The organism is Rarobacter faecitabidus, from assembly GCF_006716265.1.
GTDB lineage: Bacteria > Actinomycetota > Actinomycetes > Actinomycetales > Cellulomonadaceae > Rarobacter > Rarobacter faecitabidus.
On the sequence record NZ_VFOS01000001.1, the window covers coordinates 405,983 to 425,270 of the forward strand.

At 67.3% G+C, this 19,288-nt stretch carries 13 protein-coding genes; 6 read left to right on the forward strand and 7 right to left on the reverse strand.

Annotated elements, in window-relative coordinates; translation table 11 throughout:
* The first annotated feature begins 15 nt into the window (after positions 1–15).
* Positions 16–876, forward strand: a complete 861-nt coding sequence (gene rfbD / locus FB461_RS01840; protein WP_142118424.1) for a dTDP-4-dehydrorhamnose reductase — start codon at positions 16–18, stop codon at positions 874–876.
* A gap of 56 nt (positions 877–932) precedes the next feature.
* Here the strand turns inward: rfbD and rfbA are convergent, their stop codons facing one another.
* Positions 933–1,796 carry a glucose-1-phosphate thymidylyltransferase RfbA gene (gene rfbA / locus FB461_RS01845; RefSeq protein ID WP_142118427.1) on the reverse strand — a complete coding sequence of 288 codons (864 nt, stop codon included), beginning with the start codon at positions 1,794–1,796 and terminating at the stop codon, positions 933–935.
* A 59-nt stretch (positions 1,797–1,855) separates the two neighbouring features.
* Between rfbA and FB461_RS01850 the strand changes: the two genes are divergently transcribed.
* Positions 1,856–3,292 carry a bifunctional cytidylyltransferase/SDR family oxidoreductase gene (locus FB461_RS01850; RefSeq protein ID WP_246045959.1) on the forward strand — a complete coding sequence of 479 codons (1,437 nt, stop codon included), beginning with the start codon at positions 1,856–1,858 and terminating at the stop codon, positions 3,290–3,292.
* An 83-nt stretch (positions 3,293–3,375) separates the two neighbouring features.
* Here the strand turns inward: FB461_RS01850 and FB461_RS01855 are convergent, their stop codons facing one another.
* The 5 genes from FB461_RS01855 to FB461_RS01875 all read right to left on the reverse strand — a co-directional run bounded on the left by FB461_RS01855 (position 3,376) and on the right by FB461_RS01875 (position 12,472).
* Positions 3,376–4,731 (reverse strand): polysaccharide pyruvyl transferase family protein, encoded by a 1,356-nt coding sequence (locus FB461_RS01855; protein ID WP_142118431.1) that lies wholly within the window; start codon positions 4,729–4,731, stop codon positions 3,376–3,378.
* Positions 4,728–6,503: a CDP-glycerol glycerophosphotransferase family protein gene (locus tag FB461_RS01860; RefSeq protein ID WP_142118433.1), complete on the reverse strand. Its 1,776-nt coding sequence runs from the start codon at positions 6,501–6,503 to the stop codon at positions 4,728–4,730. Before FB461_RS01860 ends, FB461_RS01855 begins: the two co-directional genes overlap by 4 nt.
* Positions 6,500–10,096, reverse strand: a complete 3,597-nt coding sequence (locus tag FB461_RS01865; protein ID WP_170222559.1) for a CDP-glycerol glycerophosphotransferase family protein — start codon at positions 10,094–10,096, stop codon at positions 6,500–6,502. Before FB461_RS01865 ends, FB461_RS01860 begins: the two co-directional genes overlap by 4 nt.
* Positions 10,097–10,157: 61 nt before the next feature.
* Complete coding sequence (locus FB461_RS01870) at positions 10,158–11,714, reverse strand: glycosyltransferase (protein ID WP_170222561.1); 1,557 nt, start codon at positions 11,712–11,714, stop codon at positions 10,158–10,160.
* Positions 11,711–12,472 carry a TIGR03089 family protein gene (locus tag FB461_RS01875; RefSeq protein WP_142118440.1) on the reverse strand — a complete coding sequence of 254 codons (762 nt, stop codon included), beginning with the start codon at positions 12,470–12,472 and terminating at the stop codon, positions 11,711–11,713. Before FB461_RS01875 ends, FB461_RS01870 begins: the two co-directional genes overlap by 4 nt.
* 245 nt (positions 12,473–12,717) lie before the next feature.
* On the opposite strand from FB461_RS01875, the gene FB461_RS01880 reads away from it, so the two are divergent.
* Genes FB461_RS01880 through FB461_RS01890 form a run of 3 tightly spaced genes read left to right on the forward strand, consistent with a single transcriptional unit; the run spans position 12,718 to position 17,880 of the window.
* A complete protein-coding gene (locus tag FB461_RS01880; RefSeq protein ID WP_281282055.1) occupies positions 12,718–13,047 on the forward strand; it encodes a WhiB family transcriptional regulator in 330 nt (109 codons plus the stop codon).
* The gene (locus FB461_RS01885; protein WP_170222563.1) at positions 13,016–16,219 is read left to right on the forward strand and encodes a glycosyltransferase; all 3,204 of its coding nucleotides are present in this window, start codon (positions 13,016–13,018) and stop codon (positions 16,217–16,219) included. The genes FB461_RS01880 and FB461_RS01885 overlap by 32 nt, the downstream gene beginning before the upstream one ends.
* A complete protein-coding gene (locus FB461_RS01890) occupies positions 16,216–17,880 on the forward strand; it encodes a DUF5719 family protein (protein WP_142118445.1) in 1,665 nt (554 codons plus the stop codon). Before FB461_RS01885 ends, FB461_RS01890 begins: the two co-directional genes overlap by 4 nt.
* 280 nt (positions 17,881–18,160) lie before the next feature.
* Here the strand turns inward: FB461_RS01890 and FB461_RS01900 are convergent, their stop codons facing one another.
* Complete coding sequence (locus FB461_RS01900; RefSeq protein ID WP_142118449.1) at positions 18,161–18,595, reverse strand: metallopeptidase family protein; 435 nt, start codon at positions 18,593–18,595, stop codon at positions 18,161–18,163.
* An 84-nt stretch (positions 18,596–18,679) separates the two neighbouring features.
* On the opposite strand from FB461_RS01900, the gene FB461_RS01905 reads away from it, so the two are divergent.
* The gene (locus FB461_RS01905; RefSeq protein ID WP_142118451.1) at positions 18,680–19,075 is read left to right on the forward strand and encodes a DUF3499 domain-containing protein; all 396 of its coding nucleotides are present in this window, start codon (positions 18,680–18,682) and stop codon (positions 19,073–19,075) included.
* Positions 19,076–19,288: the final 213 nt, after the last annotated feature.

A 19,288-nucleotide genomic window follows, 5' to 3' on the forward strand; every position in this document is an offset into this window, starting at 1 on the left:
GAAGGGAACGACCGAATGTCACAGTGGTACGTGGTTGGTGCGGACGGCATGCTCGCACGGGACCTCATGCAGGTGCTGGCGGACAACGGACTATCGGCTCGCGGATTGCGGCGCTCCGATGCCGACATCACTTCGTATCCGCGTGTTGCCGAGGCACTCACCGGCGCCGACGTCGTGGTGAATTGCGCGGCGTTCACGGCGGTCGACGCGGCTGAGGAGGACGAGGCAGCCGCGTTCGACGTGAACGCGGTCGGAGCGGCCAACCTGGCGAGAGCGGCTCGCGCGAACGGGGCGAGACTCGTCCATATCTCAACCGACTACGTGTTCGCCGGCGACGCGACGCAGCCCTACGGCGAGGATGCCGCGGTCGCGCCGCGCAGCGCCTACGGCCGCACGAAGGCCGCCGGCGAATGGGCCGTGATGGCGGCGGATCCTCGCAACGTGGTGCTGCGCACCGCCTGGCTCTACGGGGAGCACGGCAACTGCTTCCCCAAGACGATCGCCCGCATTCTCAAGGAGCGGGGAGAGATTTCCGTGGTCAACGACCAGGTGGGCCAGCCGACTTGGACGCTCGACCTGGCGCGCCTGATCGTGGACGTCATCCGCGAGGAAGCGCCGGGCGGCATCTACCACGGCACGGCAAGCGGCCATGGCTCGTGGTTCGACTTCGCGCGGGCCATCGCGTCGGCCGCGGGTATCGATCCCGGCGCCGTGAGACCGACGGATTCCGCGTCATTCGTCCGGCCGGCACCGCGCCCTGCCTATTCGGTGCTCGGCCACCACCGCTTGACCGCTGCGGGAGTCGAACCGATCGGTGACTGGCGTGAGCGGTGGCAAACGGCGGCACCCGCGGTGCTGGACGCACTGGCGGGCTAGGCCGTCTCCCTGGGATGGGGGAGCCCACCCTCTCCCAATCGGCGCCAACCGCGGCGCTAGCCGGCCAGCAATCCCAGCAGGTACTTGCCGTAGCCCGACTTCGCGAGCGCCTCACCGCGCTCGCGCAAGGCGTCATCGCTCAAGAAGCCCTGGCGCCACGCGATCTCCTCTGGCGAACTGATTTTGAGGCCCTGCCTCGCCTCGATCGAACGAACGAAGTTTCCGGCCTCCAGCAGCGAGTCGAACGTTCCCGTATCGAGCCACGCCGTCCCGCGCGGCAGCACCTCGACCTGCAGGCGGCCCTGCTCCAGGTACGCCCGGTTGACGTCCGTGATCTCGTACTCGCCGCGCGCAGATGGCCGCAGGTCGCGGGCGATCTCGATCACGTCATTGTCATAGAAATACAGGCCCGGCACCGCGTAGTTGCTCTTCGGATTTGCGGGCTTCTCCTCCAGGGAAAGTGCGCGACCGCTCGCGTCGAACTCGACCACGCCGTACTCGGAGGGGTTCGCGACGCGGTAGGCGAACACGGCGCCCCCATCGAGGTCGCCGAAGCGGGACAGCTGGCTTCCGAGGCCGGGGCCGTAGAACAGGTTGTCGCCGAGGACAAGGGCGGCGGAGTCGTTGCCTAGGAAGTCGGCACCGATAACGAAGGCCTGCGCCAAACCATTGGGTTCGGGCTGCGTTGCGTAGGTGATGCTGATCCCGAACTGCGCCCCGTCGCCCAGGAGCCGACGGAACTGCTCCGCGTCATGCGGCGTGGTGATGATCAGCACGTCGTCGATACCCGCGAGCAGCAGCGTCGAGAGCGGGTAGTAGATCATCGGCTTGTCGTACACCGGCAGCAACTGCTTGCTGACCCCCTGCGTGATCGGGTGCAGCCGGGTCCCGGACCCACCGGCCAGAATGATTCCTCGCATGCACCGAAGTATTCCAGAACCACGGCGCGGCGCAGAACTCGTCCTCTACGATGGTGCGGGTGGCCGCTCACCCCAGACGACCGGCCCGCAAAGAGAATTCCTCGACCAACAAGGCGGAGTACGTGCGCACCATTGGAGTAGTACTAGCAGGCGGTATCGGCTCGCGAGTCGGGCTGAGCATCCCCAAGCAGATGGTCAAGATCGCCGGGAAGACGATCCTCGAGCACACAGTCACGACCATGAACTCCTCCCCGGAGATCGACGAACTCATCGTGATGATCACCCCCGGCTGGTCGGAGCAGGTGGCCACGCTTCTGGGGGAGCGGTTCGGCAAGCTCACGCGCATTCTCGAGGGCGGGGCGACGCGCAATGAGACGACGCGCAGGCTGCTCGACGCGGTCGGCCCGGACGCCGCCGAATACGGCGAGCTGAAACTCGTGCTGCATGATGCCGTTCGCCCCCTGATCGACGACCGCATCATCGCCGATTCCGTAGCGGCCCTGGACTCGTACGGCGCGGTGGATGCGGTGATTCCCTCGTCCGACACGATCGTCGAGGTTGACGCGGACGAGGTCATCACCAACATCCCACCGCGCGCGAGCCTGCGCCGTGGTCAGACGCCGCAATCCTTCCTCTACTCCGTGCTGCGCCGGGCGTACGACCTCGCCGAGGGCGATCCCGAGTTCGCCGCGACCGATGACTGCGGCGTAGTGCTCACCTACCTGCCCGACGTCCCCATCAAGACGATCGAGGGCGCGGAGCACAACATGAAGGTGACCCACCCGATCGACCTCTACCTCGCGGACAAGCTTTTCCAACTGGCCAGCCAGCCCGCGCCGGAACTCGACTTGCACGATCTTCGCGACAAGGTCATCGTCGTGCTCGGCGGCTCGTACGGGATCGGCGCCGAAATGGTGCGCATCGCGCGCGAGGCCGGGGCGCTCGTCGAATCGCACGGGCGATCCACGACCGGCCTGCACGTCGAGTCGGCCGAATCCATCGGCGCCGCGTTCGCCGATGCGGTCCACAAGCATGGCCGCATCGACGCGGTCGTACTGACCGCGGGCGTACTGCGTATGGGACGCCTCAACGAGACCACGCCAGAGGAGGTCGCGCAGGCCGTTGCCGTCAACTACCTCGCGCCGATTCACGTCGCGCAGGCCGCGTACCCCCATCTACGCGAGAGCCGCGGGCATCTGCTCTACTTCACCTCGTCCTCCTACACGAGAGGCCGGGAAAACTACTCGATCTATTCGTCCACCAAGGCGGCCGTCGTCAACCTGACGCAGGCGCTCAGTGAGGAGTGGGCGAGCGCGGGCATCAAGGTCAACGTGATCAATCCGGAGCGCACGGCGACGCCGATGCGGTCGAATGCCTTCGGTGAGGAACCACCCGGGACGCTGTTGTCTGCGGACGATGTCGCGGTGTCGGCACTCGCCGTGCTCACCACAGAGAGCACGGGGGTCGTGGTGGACGTCCGCCGCGAGCAGGAATAGGCACCAGCGGCTGGCGAAAAGGCGGGTGTATCGTGACCGGATAGAGCGGTCAGGATACACCCGCCTTCGTACGCGGGATGCCGCTACTTCGCCAGTTTCCTGCGAATCCGCGCAACGATGCTCGGCTTCCTATTCGAGGCGGCCGGTGTGTCGGCGGGCTCGCCGTTCGCGCCCCGACTTGCGAGCTCGGCCAGGCGGGCCTTTCGCTCGGCGCGCCGTTCCATCGAGGTCTGCGTGCTGATCGGCTTCCGTAGCGCCTGCTCGGTGAGGCGGACAGGGGGCGCAAAGTCGGCCGCCGCGATCTTCGCGTCGAACTCCTCAGCGGTACCCCCAGGCTGGTAGGCGTGCTTGAGACCGTGGGCGTTCATATAGGTGGTGAACCTGTTCCATCGTTCCGCATGGCCGGCCGAGTACTGGGTGTAGTCAGCGTTCGCGAAGAGTTCCTGCGCGAGCGTGCCCGGATCCAGTTTCTGGATCTTGGCGAACGGGATGTCGAAGTAGCGCGCCAGTTCGAGAGTGCGCGAGTCATGCGCGAGCACGACCGCGGGCGTCCCGGCCAGCAATGCCGCGATGTTTCCGTGAATGCGCGTTCCGAATGAGAACTCCCGCTTGGCCAGTTCCTCGTACCAGACGCGCGGGTCCAGGCAGAACACCGTCTGATCGCCCGCGAGCATCGGATGGTCGTGGGTCAGCGGGAGGTCGGGGTGCTTGCCCGTGCCGCGGTACTCGCCGCCGAGCAGTAGGCCAAGGGTGTGCAGGTCCTGGCCGAAGTAGGTCAGGTCGCGGTAATGTTCCTGATTCGAGCGGAGAATCGGACCCATCGAGTGGACGTAGGGAGAGATATTCACCGCGAGCGGCGTCTCTGACGTGAAGGGCGCGCTCGGAATGCGCAGTTCCGGCAGATCGGGCCCGTAGTGGAAGATCGATGGGCAGCCGATCACCTCGACATCCGAGTCCGAGAAGCCCAGGGAGATGAGGTAGTCTCGGGTGAACTCGCCGCGCACGCCGATGGTCGGTCCGTGATCCAGCACCGCCGAGACGAACGACTTCACCTCTCGAGACATGGGGTCGATCTTGCTGGTCTTGCCGGAGACGGTTGCCTGCGCGCCCACGCCGAGGACCGTCACCGGAATCTTCAGCTTCCGGATGCACTGCGCCATCTCCTCGAGGCGATTGGCGAACGCCGGGCGGAACGCATTGGCCAGTGGGACCACGAGGTGATCGGCGTTCCTGTCCAGCCACGCCGCATCCGACGCGTCACGCATCTTCAACGTGAGCCTGATGTCGTAGTCGTCGCGCATCAGCAGTCGGTGAGCGGCCTGCAGGAAGACGAGGTTCCCGACGTTCTGACCGATGAGATTGCGTTTGTAAGTCTGAGCGGCTTGGACCGGCTTGAAGGGGTCGCGGAATCCGCGAAGTGCGATGCGGGTCTGGCTCATGAGTTGGCGATCCTTGGGTCATCGATAAGGTGGAGGGACTCGGCTATGAATGGTTCCGTTGCGTGAATCCCCAGCGATTCTCCCATGCAAACAGCTCGGAACCGTAGTCTTTGCGGTCGTTTGGGATCGTCGCCCGTGAGGTCGTCGATCACCTGATCCAGCGTGGACAGATCCTTCTCGATGACATAGGCGACGTGGGCGAGAGGCGTCTGGCTGAGGAATTCCTCGCCGCCGCTGAGCACCGCGACCATCGCCAGCGGCTTTCCGCTGGCGAGATAGTCGGTGGCCAAGGACGAGACATCCGTCACGAGCGCGTCAGCGTTGTTGAAGCAGTCGGGCACGTCCCATGCCGTCTCGGCTTGCGCGCCGTAGACGTGCTGGCGCCCTGATTTCGCGGCGTCGGCCGCCAACAGTGCGGTGATCTCCTGGATCTGCTTCAGATCTCGCGGCACCTTCCGGCTAAGAGGGTGCGGGCGGAACACGATGGTCAGACCTCGTTCGAGCAGCCGCTTGACGATCTCGGGGCCCACCATCAGCGACGAATAGCTCGACGATGGCCGCCCGCCCTGCCAGGTCGGTGCATACAAGATGGTGCGCACCGGGGCGCCGGCCTGCGTCGCGGCATCGACGATCTTCTCGGCCTGCGGGCGCCCGATGAACGTGAACTTCTCGCGCGGGATGTCGATGCCGTTCTGCCAGTAGCGCTCGATGGCGAGTTCGCCGGCGACGAAGAGCTTGTCGTAGGTGGCGTGACGCGGGTGGAAGTTCGCCTGCTTGTCAGAGTCGCCGTGATTGAGCCACACGTGCGTGATGTTCCGGTATCGCTGGAAGGTCTGGTTGGCTGGGCTGCCCTGAACGTAGTAGGCGACCCTGATCGAGGGGACGACGAGGTTGTCCAGGTCGCCCGCGCCGAGGTCAAGCGGACACAGCACCGGGGCGCTGGTGAGGTCGGCGATGTCCTGGACGGTGCCGGGCGAGCGGGTGATGACGATGAACGGCCTGCCGATGCGCTCCAGATACGGGAGCCAGACGCCGAGTTGGTAGCGCACGCCCGAGGAAGCGGCGTAGTAGACGACGAATTCGGGCTTCAGTTCACGCACCGCGTCTCGCGCGCCGCGCCCCAGCATGCCGCTGATCCGATCGGCGACGATCGACCATCCGCATAGCGCACCCTGCGCCACGATGAGGAGGGCCCAGAGCGCGAATGGTACCCAGGGGGTCACATCGGCGGCCGCCGTGACTCCGGAGGCCGCGATCAGCAGCCACGAGGCCAGCGGCAGCCTGCGCGCACTGGCGGGGACTGCGGGAACGGTAGGCAGGCCGGGGATGTTGGTGTGCACCTGGCGGGTCTTCCACACCCAGGTCTTGAGCGGCGGCTCGATCGTCACTGCTGCGACGGCCGCGATCGTGATGGCCGCGACGGCGCCTGCCTCGCCGGGACGCTGCCACATGAAGCCGGCAGAGACGGCCGCGATCAACCCGAGTCGCAGTGAGACGTAACCGCCGTAGTAGTTCTTGTTCTCGCCGCGTCGCTTCGTCGCGGCGAAACCGACGGCGAAGGCGCCCGCGGAGTACAGGCCGAGCGCTACGCCGGCTATGCGCCAGCCCGCGGAACTTCCAAGGGCGATGAGCACGGCGCCGGCGAAGGCGAGTACCGGCAGCGACCAGGTGTGGGCGAGCCGCCGCAACGAGCGGCGGCGACGCAGGATCGAACCGACCACGAATCGCGGCGTGATCCTGACGGTGCCACGGTCTTGCGCGGATGCAGTCATGGTCGTCTCCCGGCATCGATGATCTCGCGAGCCGCCTGCAGGAAGTGGTCAGCATACTGCGCGGACGGAAATCCGCCGAGGTAGTAGGTTCGCATGTCGCGGCGGTCCTCGCCCAGCGGGTCGGCACCAAGCATCGCGTCGAGTTGCTGTTCCAAGTTCGACAGGTCACCGAGGATCGTATATCCCGACTTCACGGCGGGGACCTCCGCGAGCAACTCGTCCTGGGTCTTTCGCATCGCCATCACCGCGAATGGCTTCGTCGACTGCAGGTAGTCCGAGATCACCGCGGAGATATCGCAGATCATCGCATCGGAGGCGTTGAAGCAGTCGGTGATGGTCATGTCGACTTCGGCGGCGGCACCCCACAGGTGCTGCCTTCCGGTGCGCTGCGCGTCCTGCGCCAGCAGTTCGTGCAACTCGTCTATGTAGGCGATTGCCTCGTCCTTGGTGTAGTTGAGTGGGTGTGCGCGGAAGATGATCCGAACATTTCGCCGCAGCAGGGATTCCAGCATGGGCTTAGCGATGGGCAGCGAGTACACGTCGGTGTCGCTGTACGGGCCGATCCAGGTCGGCGCGTACAGCACGGTCGGCTGTGCGACATCGCGTATCGGAGTCGTCAGCGGCTGGATGTCCTCGACCTGCGGGCGGCCGACGATCTTGAACTTCTCGGGAGGAATATCCACGCCATGCCGCGCGTAGCGTTCCACGCCGGCCTGTCCGGCGCTGAAGATGTAGTTGTAGATGGCGTGGACAGGGTTGTAGCAGGCGGGCTTCTCGGAGTCGCCGTGGTTCAGCCAGACGTTCATCAACTGGGTTCGTTCGACCATGTGCGTGTTGCGCGTGGCGTTGTTCACGTAGAACACCGTCGACAGGCTGGGAACGTCGATGTCGTCGAGTTCGCGCAGCGTGGGACGGAGCACCACCGGAGCGCTCGTTAGTTCGGCCAGGCGCAACTGGACAGCAGGATCGCGCGCCACCACGATGTACTTGCGGTCGATGCGGTCGAAGTACTGCGCCCACATGCCGAACTGGTAGTCCCCGGCGGCGTTGCCGCCGAAGTACACCTCGAACTGCGGCGCGTAGGCCGCGACGATGTCGTGCAGCTGGCTGTCGTCGATCGCCGAGCGCCACGCGCGAATCGCGCCACCGATCAGCGTGACGGCGTTCGCCGCCACTGCGATCCACGCGAGCCAGACGACCACGGGCGCAACCTCGGCGGCGAAGGCCGGTGCGATGGCCGCGGCTAGGGCGGCGATCAGCGCGAGCAGGCCGAAACCGGCGGCAGGTACCACATATCGCGGCACCTCCGTCGCGTCGATGCGTACCCCGGGCAGGTGGGAGGCCATGACGCCGCGCAGTTGCAGGAAGTATCCGGCGATGCAGAACACCGCCCCCAGGAGTGGGATCAGCGCGATGAGCACGGTCGGGAAGCCGGGCGGCGCCGCCTTCTCACCTAGCACGCTGGCCAATGCGATGGTCAGGACCGCCCAGGAGGGCTTCTCGATCCCGTACAGGGAACGCAGCGTGACGCCACGCGCCCGTCGGCGCTGGCTCAAGCCGACCATGCCGATACCGATGCCTACAAGTGCTGCAAGCGGGAAGATCCAGTGCGGAAAGGCGATGGCCAGCGCGGCGGCGGTTATCGGACCGATGGCGCGCAGAATGGACCGGACCGTTGGAGTCCGCCGAGCGGTCCGCGCCAGTCGGAGCGTTTCATAGAACGGCCGCATGTCGCCCATGGCGCCGGGGCCCGCGTCGGAGTCGAGTGCGGCTTCTGAATCGACATCGCCGCTCGCGTTCTCGGAATGGTCATCGCTGTCGTCCTGGCCGCCGCGATATCCCGTGCGGGACTCGCGCTTCGCCAGTCCGTCGGCGATGGCGTCGCCAACCGCTGACACGAAGTGTGAATCATAGTCCTCGCCGTCGAAGTCGCCCAGATAGTAGGCACGCGTGAGCTGGCGGGCATCGGCTAGCGGGTCGGCGCCGAAAATGTCGCGCAGTACCTCACCGTAGTTGCCGAGGTCGGCCTCGATCACGTATGCGCCCTTCGCGACCGGATACGTGGTCACGAAGCTACTCGCGGGTTCGCTCACGGCGACCATTGCGAACGGCTTCCCGGAGTAGAGGAAGTCCGATACGACGGAGGAGACGTCGGAGATCATCGCGTCCGCCAGGTTCATGCATTCGATGACGCTGAGGTCCTTCTCCGCCGCCGCGCCGTAGCGGTGAGCGCGGCCGGTCTGGGCGGCGTCTGCGGACAGGAGTGCCTGAACCCGTGCGATCGCCGCAGCGTCCTCGGGGAACTCGTAGCTGAATGGGTGCGGGCGGAAGATGACCGTCGCGCCCCGATCGAGCAGGCCCCGGACCAGTTGCTCGCCGAGATGGAGCGATTGGAATGCGGTCGCGCCGACGTGTCCGCGCCACGTTGGCGCGTACAGCACGGTGGCCTGATCGGCCGTGAGCCCGCCGCGCTCGTTCCGGGCCGTGATGTCGGATACCTGCGGTCGGCCCACGATCCGGAACTTATCGCGGGGGATGCGGACGCCGTGGGCTGCGTACCGATCGATGGCCCCCTGGCCGGCGGCGAACACGCGATCGTACATCGCGTGGGTCGGGTTGTACGACGGCGGTTTGTCCGAGTCGCCGTGCCCGAGGTAGACATGCGCGATCCCACTGTGCCGCACCAGCGCGTTGTTTCCCGACGAGGCATTGACGTAGAACGCCGCTCCCATCGCGGGGGTCAGCAGCCATTCGAGGCTGCGCTGCGAGGCGAGCTTGACCACTGGCGCATCCGTCAGCTCGGCGAGTGCGGTCGCGGCCCGGTCTGAGCGGGTCACGATGATGAAGCGCCGCCCAGTGCGCTGCAGGTAGGGCAGCCACATGCTGACCTGGTAGCTCGCGTCGTCGGGCCGTGCCGTATAGATGACGAACTCCGGGTCGTAGTCGCGCAGCACGGCGGCGAACGCCGCCTGTCTGCGCGGTAGCGTGATGTTGATCCACGCGACGACCAGGAACATCCCGGCGCCCACGGCGAGATTCAGGCCGGCGCCAGTGAGCCACGCTGCAGGGCTGTTGTCCGAGAAGGCGGATAGTGCGGCTCCGGCCCACGGGGCGAGCCCCACGACGACCAGGATGTCGGCCCAACTGTCCGGCGAGCGTGATTCTCGTGCGCCAGGCAGGTTGCGAGACCAGATGGGATTCCGGCGCCGTGCCGCGAAGATGACGGGCTCGATCAATTGGACCAGCAGCAGGAGCACGAGCGCGATCCCCGACCAGGCGCGCTGGGAACCGCCCAGGGGTTCCACGGCCACGGCGCCGAGCAGGGCCGTGGCGCTGAACCGGATGAATGCCGTGAGCGAGCGGGTCTCGCGCGCAGTCGCGTAGATGTTGAGTGCCACGGCCGTGGCGAAGGCGATCGCTGCCGCTACCACGAGCCACGGTTCGGCCGTGCCCGAGGAGTGTTGCAGCAACGCCAGGCAAGCGGCCGTGGCGCCCGCGAGATAGGCGACAGCGACCGCGTAGCGCGGAAGCGATGCCCTCGCCGGGCTTGGCGTGTGGTCGGGCTCGGCGTTGATCTTCCGGATCCGCAGCACGTCACATCCTTGGTTGGTTCGGTGGTCCTCGACTCCGGGCGAAGCCCGCCAGGTCGTTGATCTAGGCGGGATGAATCGAGTGCAGCGCCCCGTGTTCGGCATCCACCAAGATGCCGGTCAGCGCGCTCGCATCCTTCATCTTAGCGAGGGGCTTGCGCGTCACCCTGATGGGTGCCGATCGGTGCCAATCATCGAGGACGGTTACGCGTAACTCGATGCTGTTGCCCGGGTCCCGCTGCGTGGCCGCTGCGAGATCAACCGCCGTGATCGTGAGATCCCATCGCTCGTCCGAGGTGCGCTTGCCGGTAGCGAGCACGCCGTCCCCGGTCGTGCGCTTGAGTGCCACCGCGGTGATGGTGGTGGGGTCTGCTTCGCGTATGCGCACTCGCAGGGTGAGTACGAGTTCCCCTGCGCCCTCTCGGACCCCGACGACCCTGACCAGCGGTTGCGCCTGCCGATCATTGAACTGCCGCACAGCCAGCGGCATATCGGCGTCCGCAGCCTCCACGGTGGTCGCCAAGACTGTCTCGCCGGCGGGGGTCTCGGCGAGTTGAACGCGCTTGTCTTCGGCGGTGCTGAGCGCGATGAGTGACTCTCGCCGGCCGTGAGCCAACAGCCATGCGGCGACGGCGTGACGAGAGTTGATGGCGAGCCAGATCGGCATGTCCTCATCGGCGATGGCCGCGAACGGCAGGGCGAAAGCTCGCAGCGCCTCCCAGTAGGCGTCGTTGCGCAGGTCGCCCTCAATGATGAAGCCGTAGAGATCGATGGCCAGGACGCGCCTCGCATACGCGCTGGTGACGGCGCGGCTGCCGAGCCGCCCGATCTCGCGCAGCCCGAGGCGCTTCGCGGCTGTCCGGTCCAACAGGTTCTGAAGTTCGCGCTTCTGCTGCGCCAGCGATGAGCCGTCCTCGCGCTTGCGCCAGAGGTAGGTGACCTGCGTCAGCATGTCGAACCTCGTTGCCCTCGTGTAGAGGGTCAGCATGGGCACGTGGTCCTCGTACACGACGCCCTCGGGGAACGCGCCGATGGTGCTGTCCCAGAATGTCCTGGTCACCATTCGGTTGCAGGCCACGATGTCCATGAGCGCGAGCGGAAACTCGGTGATGGAGGTCGCTTGGCGTTCCTCATCGTGGGCGATGACGGACCACGACGGTCGCCACGTCTTCGAGGCGTCGTCGGTGAAGCGCTCGATGGATCCGACCGCGAGGTCGCTGCCCGTCCGCTTCAGCGAGCCGCGCAGGGCCCCGATTGCGCCGGGCGGAAGCACGTCGTCGGAATCAAGGAACGTCACGTAGCGAGGACGTGCTGCGGGGCGGCTGCGCCAGAGGGCGAGTGCGCGGTTGCGAGCGGCACCGAGGCCACGATTGGCCTGGTTGATGACGATCAGTCGGCGGTCTTTCTTGGCCGCCCGCTCGAGGATCGATCCCGACCCATCGCTCGAGCCGTCATTGACGGCGACGACCACGAAGTCGGAGAAATCCTGTGCGAAGAGGCTGTCCAGGCACTCCTGCAGGTACTCCGCCACGTTGTAAACCGGGAGGATCGCGAGGACTTCGGGTGGGCGCCTGGCGATCAGTATTCGCAGTCGACGGATGAGGCTGCGCGCCCTACTCATATGCCGATTCCCGTTACGTCGGCTCGCTCGGACGCGGCGATCGACGCGAACTTCGAATCGTCCTGCACCTCGGACACCAGGACGATCGAGCCGCCCGCCAGCCATGCCGATAAGGCGAGGCGGAGCACGCCGGCCAATAGTGTGCTTGTCGGCTCTGCCGCGCCAGCGCCGGGCACCCGGACCGCCACGCGCGCACCGGCTGGTACGGCTGGCCCCGCGGCGAGCCAATCGAGCAGATCCCCGTACGCCACCTGGCTGGTGCCGAGGTCGAGGGCGGTGGCTGCGGGGTTCGCGCCCGGCAGGTAGATGATCGAATCGGCGCTGCCCATCACCGCTGGCCCGGCGTCGACGAGTCCGGCGGGAAGTTCGCCGGGGTAGCGCCGCGCGAGCGCTGCCAGCGTGACGACGGCGATCAGGTCCGCATCGGGATGCGGACCTGCCGCCCGGTCGGTGATGACGACTTCGAATGTGCGCTCAGCGGCGTCGGCGGTTTTCGCGGGCACCGCGGTCGCTCCTGTACGAAGGGTCGCAACGCCCCAGACGATCGTGCGCCAGTGCGGTGGCAGATCCAGCAGGACGCGTGTCCCGGGTTCCGCCGCGGAATCGACGAGGAAGTTCGCGGTCTTGTTCAGCCAGTTGAGGGTTACGTCTCCGGAAAGTTCCAGTCGCTCCCCGGAACCGGAATACCAGGTGAGAGCTGGCCGCTGGCCGAGCGCTTGAAGCGAGCTCAGCGCCTGGGCTATGGGCGATATAGACATGATTCGCCATCATAGTCAGTCGTGTCCCGCCGTGACCGCGCAGATATTTCCGAAACCCGGACAATTTGCTCAGTGCACTTGCGGTGGAGGCAAAGTGGGACGAAGATGACATGGATGTAATTTCACCGATACGATGGTGAGGTTCGTTGCGGGCGCGGGACCTTGCCGGGGCCTGGGACGCGGGAAACCGCGACGTAGCTCGCAACCCAAGAATGAGCGGCGAACGCAATACAGGAGGTGTGCGCGTGTGGAACATCCTTGACCCCGACGGGCCGTTGCCATCCGATGTCGAGCGTGCTGCGACGCCCGCGCAACTGAACATTCTCTCGCTGCTGCACGGCGACGACGCCTACGAGACGGCCCAGTCCTGGCAGGATCGCGCGCTGTGCGCACAGACGGACCCCGAGGCGTTCTTCCCTGAGAAGGGCGGATCGACGCGCGAAGCCAAGCGAGTCTGCGTGCGCTGCGAGGTCAAGGCCGAATGTCTTGAGTATGCGCTCGCGAACGACGAGCGATTCGGCATCTGGGGAGGCTTGTCCGAGCGTGAGCGACGCAAGCTCAAGCGACGCGCCTGAGCCGGAGTCGGCGATCGTCGACGACGATGTCGTCGCCCTGATCGTCGCCCGTGGCGCGTCGCCCGTGGCGCGCCGCACCATCCGCGCGGCACTGAGTCAAGCACGCCTTCCCGCCACCCTCGTAGTGGTGGATGCTTCGGCTGGTGCCGACGCCGCCGCTATCGTCGCCGACATCGACGTTCCCGGCGCAGTGGCGTTGCTGCCGATCGATGCGCCCGGGGCCAAGAACTTCGGTGCGGCCGTGCGCCGAGCCCTGCTCGACGCCCGCATTCCGCAGACCGAGTGGTTGTGGTTGCTACACGCCGACTCTGCCCCTCTTCCGGACGCCCTGCAGGAGCTGCGGCTCGCCACCGCGGGTGCCGAGACCGTAGCGGTCGCGGGAGCGAAACAGGTCATGTGGAACGAGCCGGATCGCCTCATTGAGGTGGGGTACACCGTGTCGCCCGGCGGCCGGCGCCTGACGGACATGGATCGAGGCGAGATAGACCAGGGCCAGCACGATGGTCGCGAGGACGTGCTTGCCGTCGGACTCGCCGGGGCGTTGGTCCGCAGAGGCGTTTGGGATTCGCTTCGCGGCCCGGACGCGGCCCTGGGCCCGTTCCGTGACTCGCTCGACTTCTGTGTGCGCGTTCGGCGCGCGGGCGGGCGCGTCATCGTTGTGCCGACGGCGATCGTCGAACACGCCCAGCTCGCGCTCCACGGCGCACACGATCCGAGTGCGATCTCGGAGGGCTCGGCCGATCGCTCGTACGGCGCCCGGCTACGCTCATGGCTCTATCTGCGCGCCGTGCACGCCCCCGGCGTCGCGTGGCTGCTTCTCCCGTTCTGGTATTTCCTGGCCGTCATTCCCCGCGCGCTGTGGCGCGTCGCCGTCAAACAGCCGGGCCAGGCGGTGGACGAGTTGTTCGCCCCATTCTGGCTCGCCTCGCGCGTCATGCGGATCGTCCTGGCCCGATACTCTCTGGGGCGCGTCACGCGCGTTCCGCGCCGCACGCTGAAACCGCTTCTCGCGACTCGCCGGAACATCCTTGGGGCCGATCGCGATCAGCGACTCGCACGCGCGGCGCAGCGCAGGTCGCAGCGGCGCGGCGACGAGCTTCAGTGGGCCGCGCGACTCTCGGAGCTCCGCCGTCAGCGCGCCGCGCTCACCGCCCTCGTGATCATGCTCATCGCCCTATCGGCAGTCACCCTGCGTGAGCCGTTGCGTGCGCTGCGGCAGCACGAACTGCTCGTGGGCGGTGCGCTGCTACCCGGCGTCGGTACCTGGGGGACATGGTGGAACGCCATCTCCTCGGGCTGGAACACGCAGTCACTGGGATCATCCGCTCCTGTCGACCCGCTGGTGGCAGGACTCGCCCCGGTACTGGTGCTCACCGGCGGAAGCCTGACGGCCGCTATCGCTCTGCTGATCTGCCTCACCATCGTCATCGGCGGAGTAGGTGCTTGGTACGCGGCCGGCCTGATCACGCGCTCGCTGGTAGCCAGGGCATGGGCTGTTCTGGCGTGGGTGGCGCAGCCAGCCTTTTTCGCCGGGTTGAGCGGCGGGCACCTGGGTGCACTGCTCGTCCACGCGACCCTGCCATGGTTCGCGCTGTCGCTCGCGCTCGCAGTCGGCGTCGTCCGCACTGATCCACTGCGGGATGAGGCCCTCGCCGGACGAACCCTCGGGCAATCGGGGCGGGGATCGCTGGTCGCAGTGGGCGCAGCGGGACTGTTCCTCGCGCTGCTGAGCGCGGCCGCACCCGTGCTCCTGCTGCCGCTCAGCGGGCTGGTGCTGATCGCGGGCGTCGCCGCCAGCAGGCGGGGAACCGCCGGCCGAGGAGGCTGGTGGCTCATCCCGCTTCCCGCATTTGCCCTCCTCGCCCCCCTGCTCGTGCGCGTGGTCGCGACCTGGGGCGCAGGCGGCTGGCGCATGCTCGTTGCGGACCCGGGGGGGCCATCCGTCTCGCTCGGAGGGCCCTGGTGGCGCGCTGCGTTCGGGGTCGAGCCGGGGCAGCGCACCCTGACGAGCTTCATGCAGTGGCCGCTGCCCGCCGCCGTGACAATCGCGATCCTGATGGTGGGGCTGGCCGTGGCGGGCCTGCTGCGAACCGGGATCCCAGCCCGCATCGCGCGGGCTGGTTGGCTGATTGGCGCCCTCGGGCTGACGATCGCGGCCGTGTCAAGCAATACCGCAGTCTCCGTCGCAGGTGGCACGCTCGCCACGGGGTGGTGGGGCGCGGGCGCGTCACTTGCGGTGCTGGGACTGACGGCCGCGGCCGTGTCCGCACTCAGCGGGCTGGGCACAGCGGCGTCCCGTCATTCCTTCGGCTGGCGCCAGGTGGGGGTTGGAGCGCTCGCCATCGCGATCGTCGTGCCCATGGGCGCGGCGCTCGTAAGCCAGGTTCGCGGCGTGCGGGACGGCTCGAGTATTGAGGCCGTGTCGCGGGCGCAGGTGCCCGCCGTCGCGCAGGCCATGCAGCGATCCGATCGCGCGGTTCGCGTGTTGGCGATTAGCGGCACGCCAAAACGGCTCGAGTATCGGCTCCTGCGGGGCGATTCCACGTTGATTACCGAATCGTCCGCCGTCGTGGGCGTCGCAAGCCTGCGGGGAGGCGACGATCCGCTCGCCCCGGTGGTCGGTGCGCTGGGCGGCTCATACGGTGCCGATGCGGTCGCGCAGCTCACGAGATTCGGTATCGGTGCGGTACTGCTCGAGAGCGCGAACGGCAAGAGCGCGACCATCGCCGATCGCATCGACAGCGCGGTGGGTATGCAGCGCATGACGCAGGGTAGGCGCAACATCGTATGGCGCGTGGTGAACTCCACGGACGGTGCCGATGTGTCGTGGGCGAGGCTCGCGACCGCGAATTCCGAAGAGACAGTGCTGGACCTGCCCGCCGAAGGGCTTTCCGTCGCGGCTGTCATTCCAGCCGGCCCGGCCGATCGCATCTTGGCGGTGGCTGAGCGAACGGCACCCGGATGGGTTGCCCGACTGAACGGCAGGGAACTCCCGCAGGTCCCGCGCGAGGATGGGCTGCTAGGGTTCGCGGTCGGCTCGGAAGCGGGAACCCTCACGCTGTCCTACGAACGGACGAGCAAGACCGCCTGGCTGGCCGTCCAGGGCAGCGTTTTCCTGATCTTCGCGCTACTGGCGCTGCCAATCAGGCGCAGAACGGGAGGCGACCGATGAGCAGGATCGGGCAGATCGCTAGTTCCGTTGCCGTGCTGGCTCTCGCGGGCGGCGCACTACTCATTCCGTCAGTGGCCGGGCCTGCTGCGCTGCCGGGCGATTCCGGGAACGTCGGCGCGAGCGACGTGCGCGTGACGCCCGCGCAGGTTGTCCTGTCCTGTCCGGCGCCGTTGACGGAGGCCATTCAGGACGAGTCCGCCGAGCCTTCCTCGGACGACCCGAGTTCGGCTCAGCAGTCCTTTACGCTCACCGAATCCCGTGCGGATGCGCTGACGGAGGCATCGGCGATCGATGCACGCGGCCAGGAGGCGAATGCGGCGGCGCCTCGGGCATCGCTTCGAGGTTCTGACCCGATAGCCGTGGTCGCGCAGGTGGCCGCGCCCGCCTGGCCGTCCGCGACGACGATCATCGGGGCGGTGCCGGATGCCTCCCCCGGGGCGCCCGGAGCCCGACCCGCCGGCGCCATCGCGCAATGGACTCCCAGCGGTGACCTTCGCGGACTGACCGCGGGCACGTGCGTTCCGCCGTCCCCCGATCAGTGGATCGTGGCGGGCAGCACCGAGCCCGGCAACGCGTCGGAGGTCGTCATCAACAATCCAGGCCTCACGGCGGTGACGGCCACGGTGTCGGTATACGGCTCGATCCTGGCCACCGAGGGCGAGAACACCGACGTGATCGCGATAGCGCCGGGAGCCACTCAGGTCGTGCCCCTCGGAGCGCTCGTCCCCGCCGAATCGCGAATCGTCGTGCATGTGGAGACCGACGGCGGCTACGTGACCGCATCGGTTGCGCAGAACTCCCTCGACGGACTCGTGCCGATCGGTATCGACCTCGCGCCCGCGGGCGATGGTCCTGGGAACGTGCAAGTACTGCCCGGTGTCGCCGTCGACGGCAGCGCGATCGGGGACGAGCGCGGTGCGCTGTTGCGGTTGCTCGCGACAGACGGCGACGCGAATGCCTCGGTGCGGCTCGTCACGGCGTCAGGAGTGCAGCCGTTGCGCGGCGCCCAGGAGGTGCCCCTGACGCGGGGGCAGGTCACCGATGTGTCGCTCGGCGATGTTCCGGCGGGCGAATACGCGATCGTGGTGGCCGCGGACGGGCCAGTCGTGGCCGGGGCGAAGTCGGTGCGACGTGGGGGCACGATCAGTTCCACGGAGGGAAGCCTGAGCGTCGATGTGGGGACCAGTGGTGACTTCGCATGGGTCCAGTCTCGGCGCGGCGACCAAGATGACGGGCGCATCGTGATCCCCGTGCCGAGCCAAGTATCCGGCACGCTGACGATCGTGCGCAGCCCGGCGGACGGAGAAGCACTGCTGGCGGCCATCGCGCGGGTTCCCATCGTGGGCGATACCGCACCGGAATCCGCCCCCGCCACGACGTCGGCTCGGATCACGGCCTACGACGCCGCCGGAACCGAACTCACCACCCGGCAGCTGGAGCTCGATCTCCTTAGCCCTGCCGCGATAGATCTCGCCTCCCTGGGCCCGGCAGGGAGCGTGGCTGCCATCACGATCGACGTGCCTGCCGCCGCGGGTGAGCGGTTCGACGTCGCCCTGGTCGCGGGCGCGCCACAGGTCGAGGGATCGATTGCCGTGCTGCAACCGGTGTCCAGCGCGGTCGAACCAGTGACAATTCCAGTGGTACGCGGGCCGCTGGGTTGAGGTGAAGCCAGCCGATCGAGGCATCGTGCGAGATCAAGGCGTCGCGCGAGTGGTCGCCCTGCCACTGCGCGCGACGCCGGGGCTATGCATGCGTGGCAGGCCGAGCGCGATGAGCGAGCCGCGAAGCCATGGCATGCCTACGGCTGCCAGCGATCACTTCCAGCGCAGGATTCGGACTGCCGAAGTGCTCACGGCCGCGGGAGTGTCATCGGCCGCCGGAGTGTGCTCAGCCGCGGGGGATTCCTCAGCCGCGGGAGTGTGCTCAGCCGCGGGGGATTCCTCAGCCGCCGGAGCGCTCGTCGTAGTCCGGGTCGATGTCCGACGGTGACTCACCCAGCAGTTGCGCCACCTGCTCGACGACGATCGCGTGAACGACCCGATCCAGGTCGTTCCGCCCCGGTGCGCGCATTTCGATTGGCCGCCGATACAGCACTATCCGGGCGGGATGACCAGCCTGCTCGGGGAACAGGCGCGCGAGCGGGACGCCGCGAGCTTCCCACGGCGCGGGGTCGGATGCGGGCACCTCTTCGACCGCGAATTCGGCGCCGTGCAATTGTTTCTCCCAGCGACGCTCGATCTGAGCCACGGTCGCAACCACGAGGTCATCGAACTGCTCAGCCCTGGTGCGGTAAGCGGGAACAGAGACCGGGATTAGGTCGCCACGGAGGCCTCGTCCCCGGCGATCCCGGCGAGACATTCCATGGATTGATGTCATACATCCATCGTAGTGCCCGGAAACTGAGCGCATTTCGGCGTGTGAGCGCGGAGGAAATAGTTCGCGGGAAGTAGCGTCTGAGTTGTGATTGTTACCCGGCCTTGCTCGAGGTCCGCATGTAGTCGACCCGCCGTCGCCACCCTCACGTACGTGTATGCGGATTCAACTGCGGTCCTGGGCCCTCTCGCCACGCAGGCGGAGCCGCACAGTTACGACCTGTGCGAGTTGCACGCGAAGCGCTTGACAGCTCCCCGCGGCTGGGAGATCGTCCACCTCGTTGCCCCAGAGGCCCGACCCGTTGTTGACGAGGAGTCCCTCATCCAGCCGGTGCCCCGCGCCACCCCGGACGATCTGACCAGCGTCGTGGATGCGGTCCTCGACCCGCCGCGGCCGCGGCACAAGGCTCCCGAACCCGCGGTTCAGGTGAGCGAGGTGTCGCGCCGGGGCCACCTGCGAATGCTCCGGGGTGAGAGTGTCTGACTCACCGCCACTCACATGCAGTGTGTGTGGTAGCCGCGACATCACGGTCATGCCGCTCACTGTTCCTGTCGAGCGCGAGTTCCTGTTCGTGTCCTGCCACGCCTGCGAAACCAACCGCTGGGTCGATGCGGAGGGCCGAGCCTTGACGCGCGAAGCCGTATTCGGGGATCCCCGGCCTCGTTCCTGACGTTTCCCGGGTGGGGACAGCGCGAA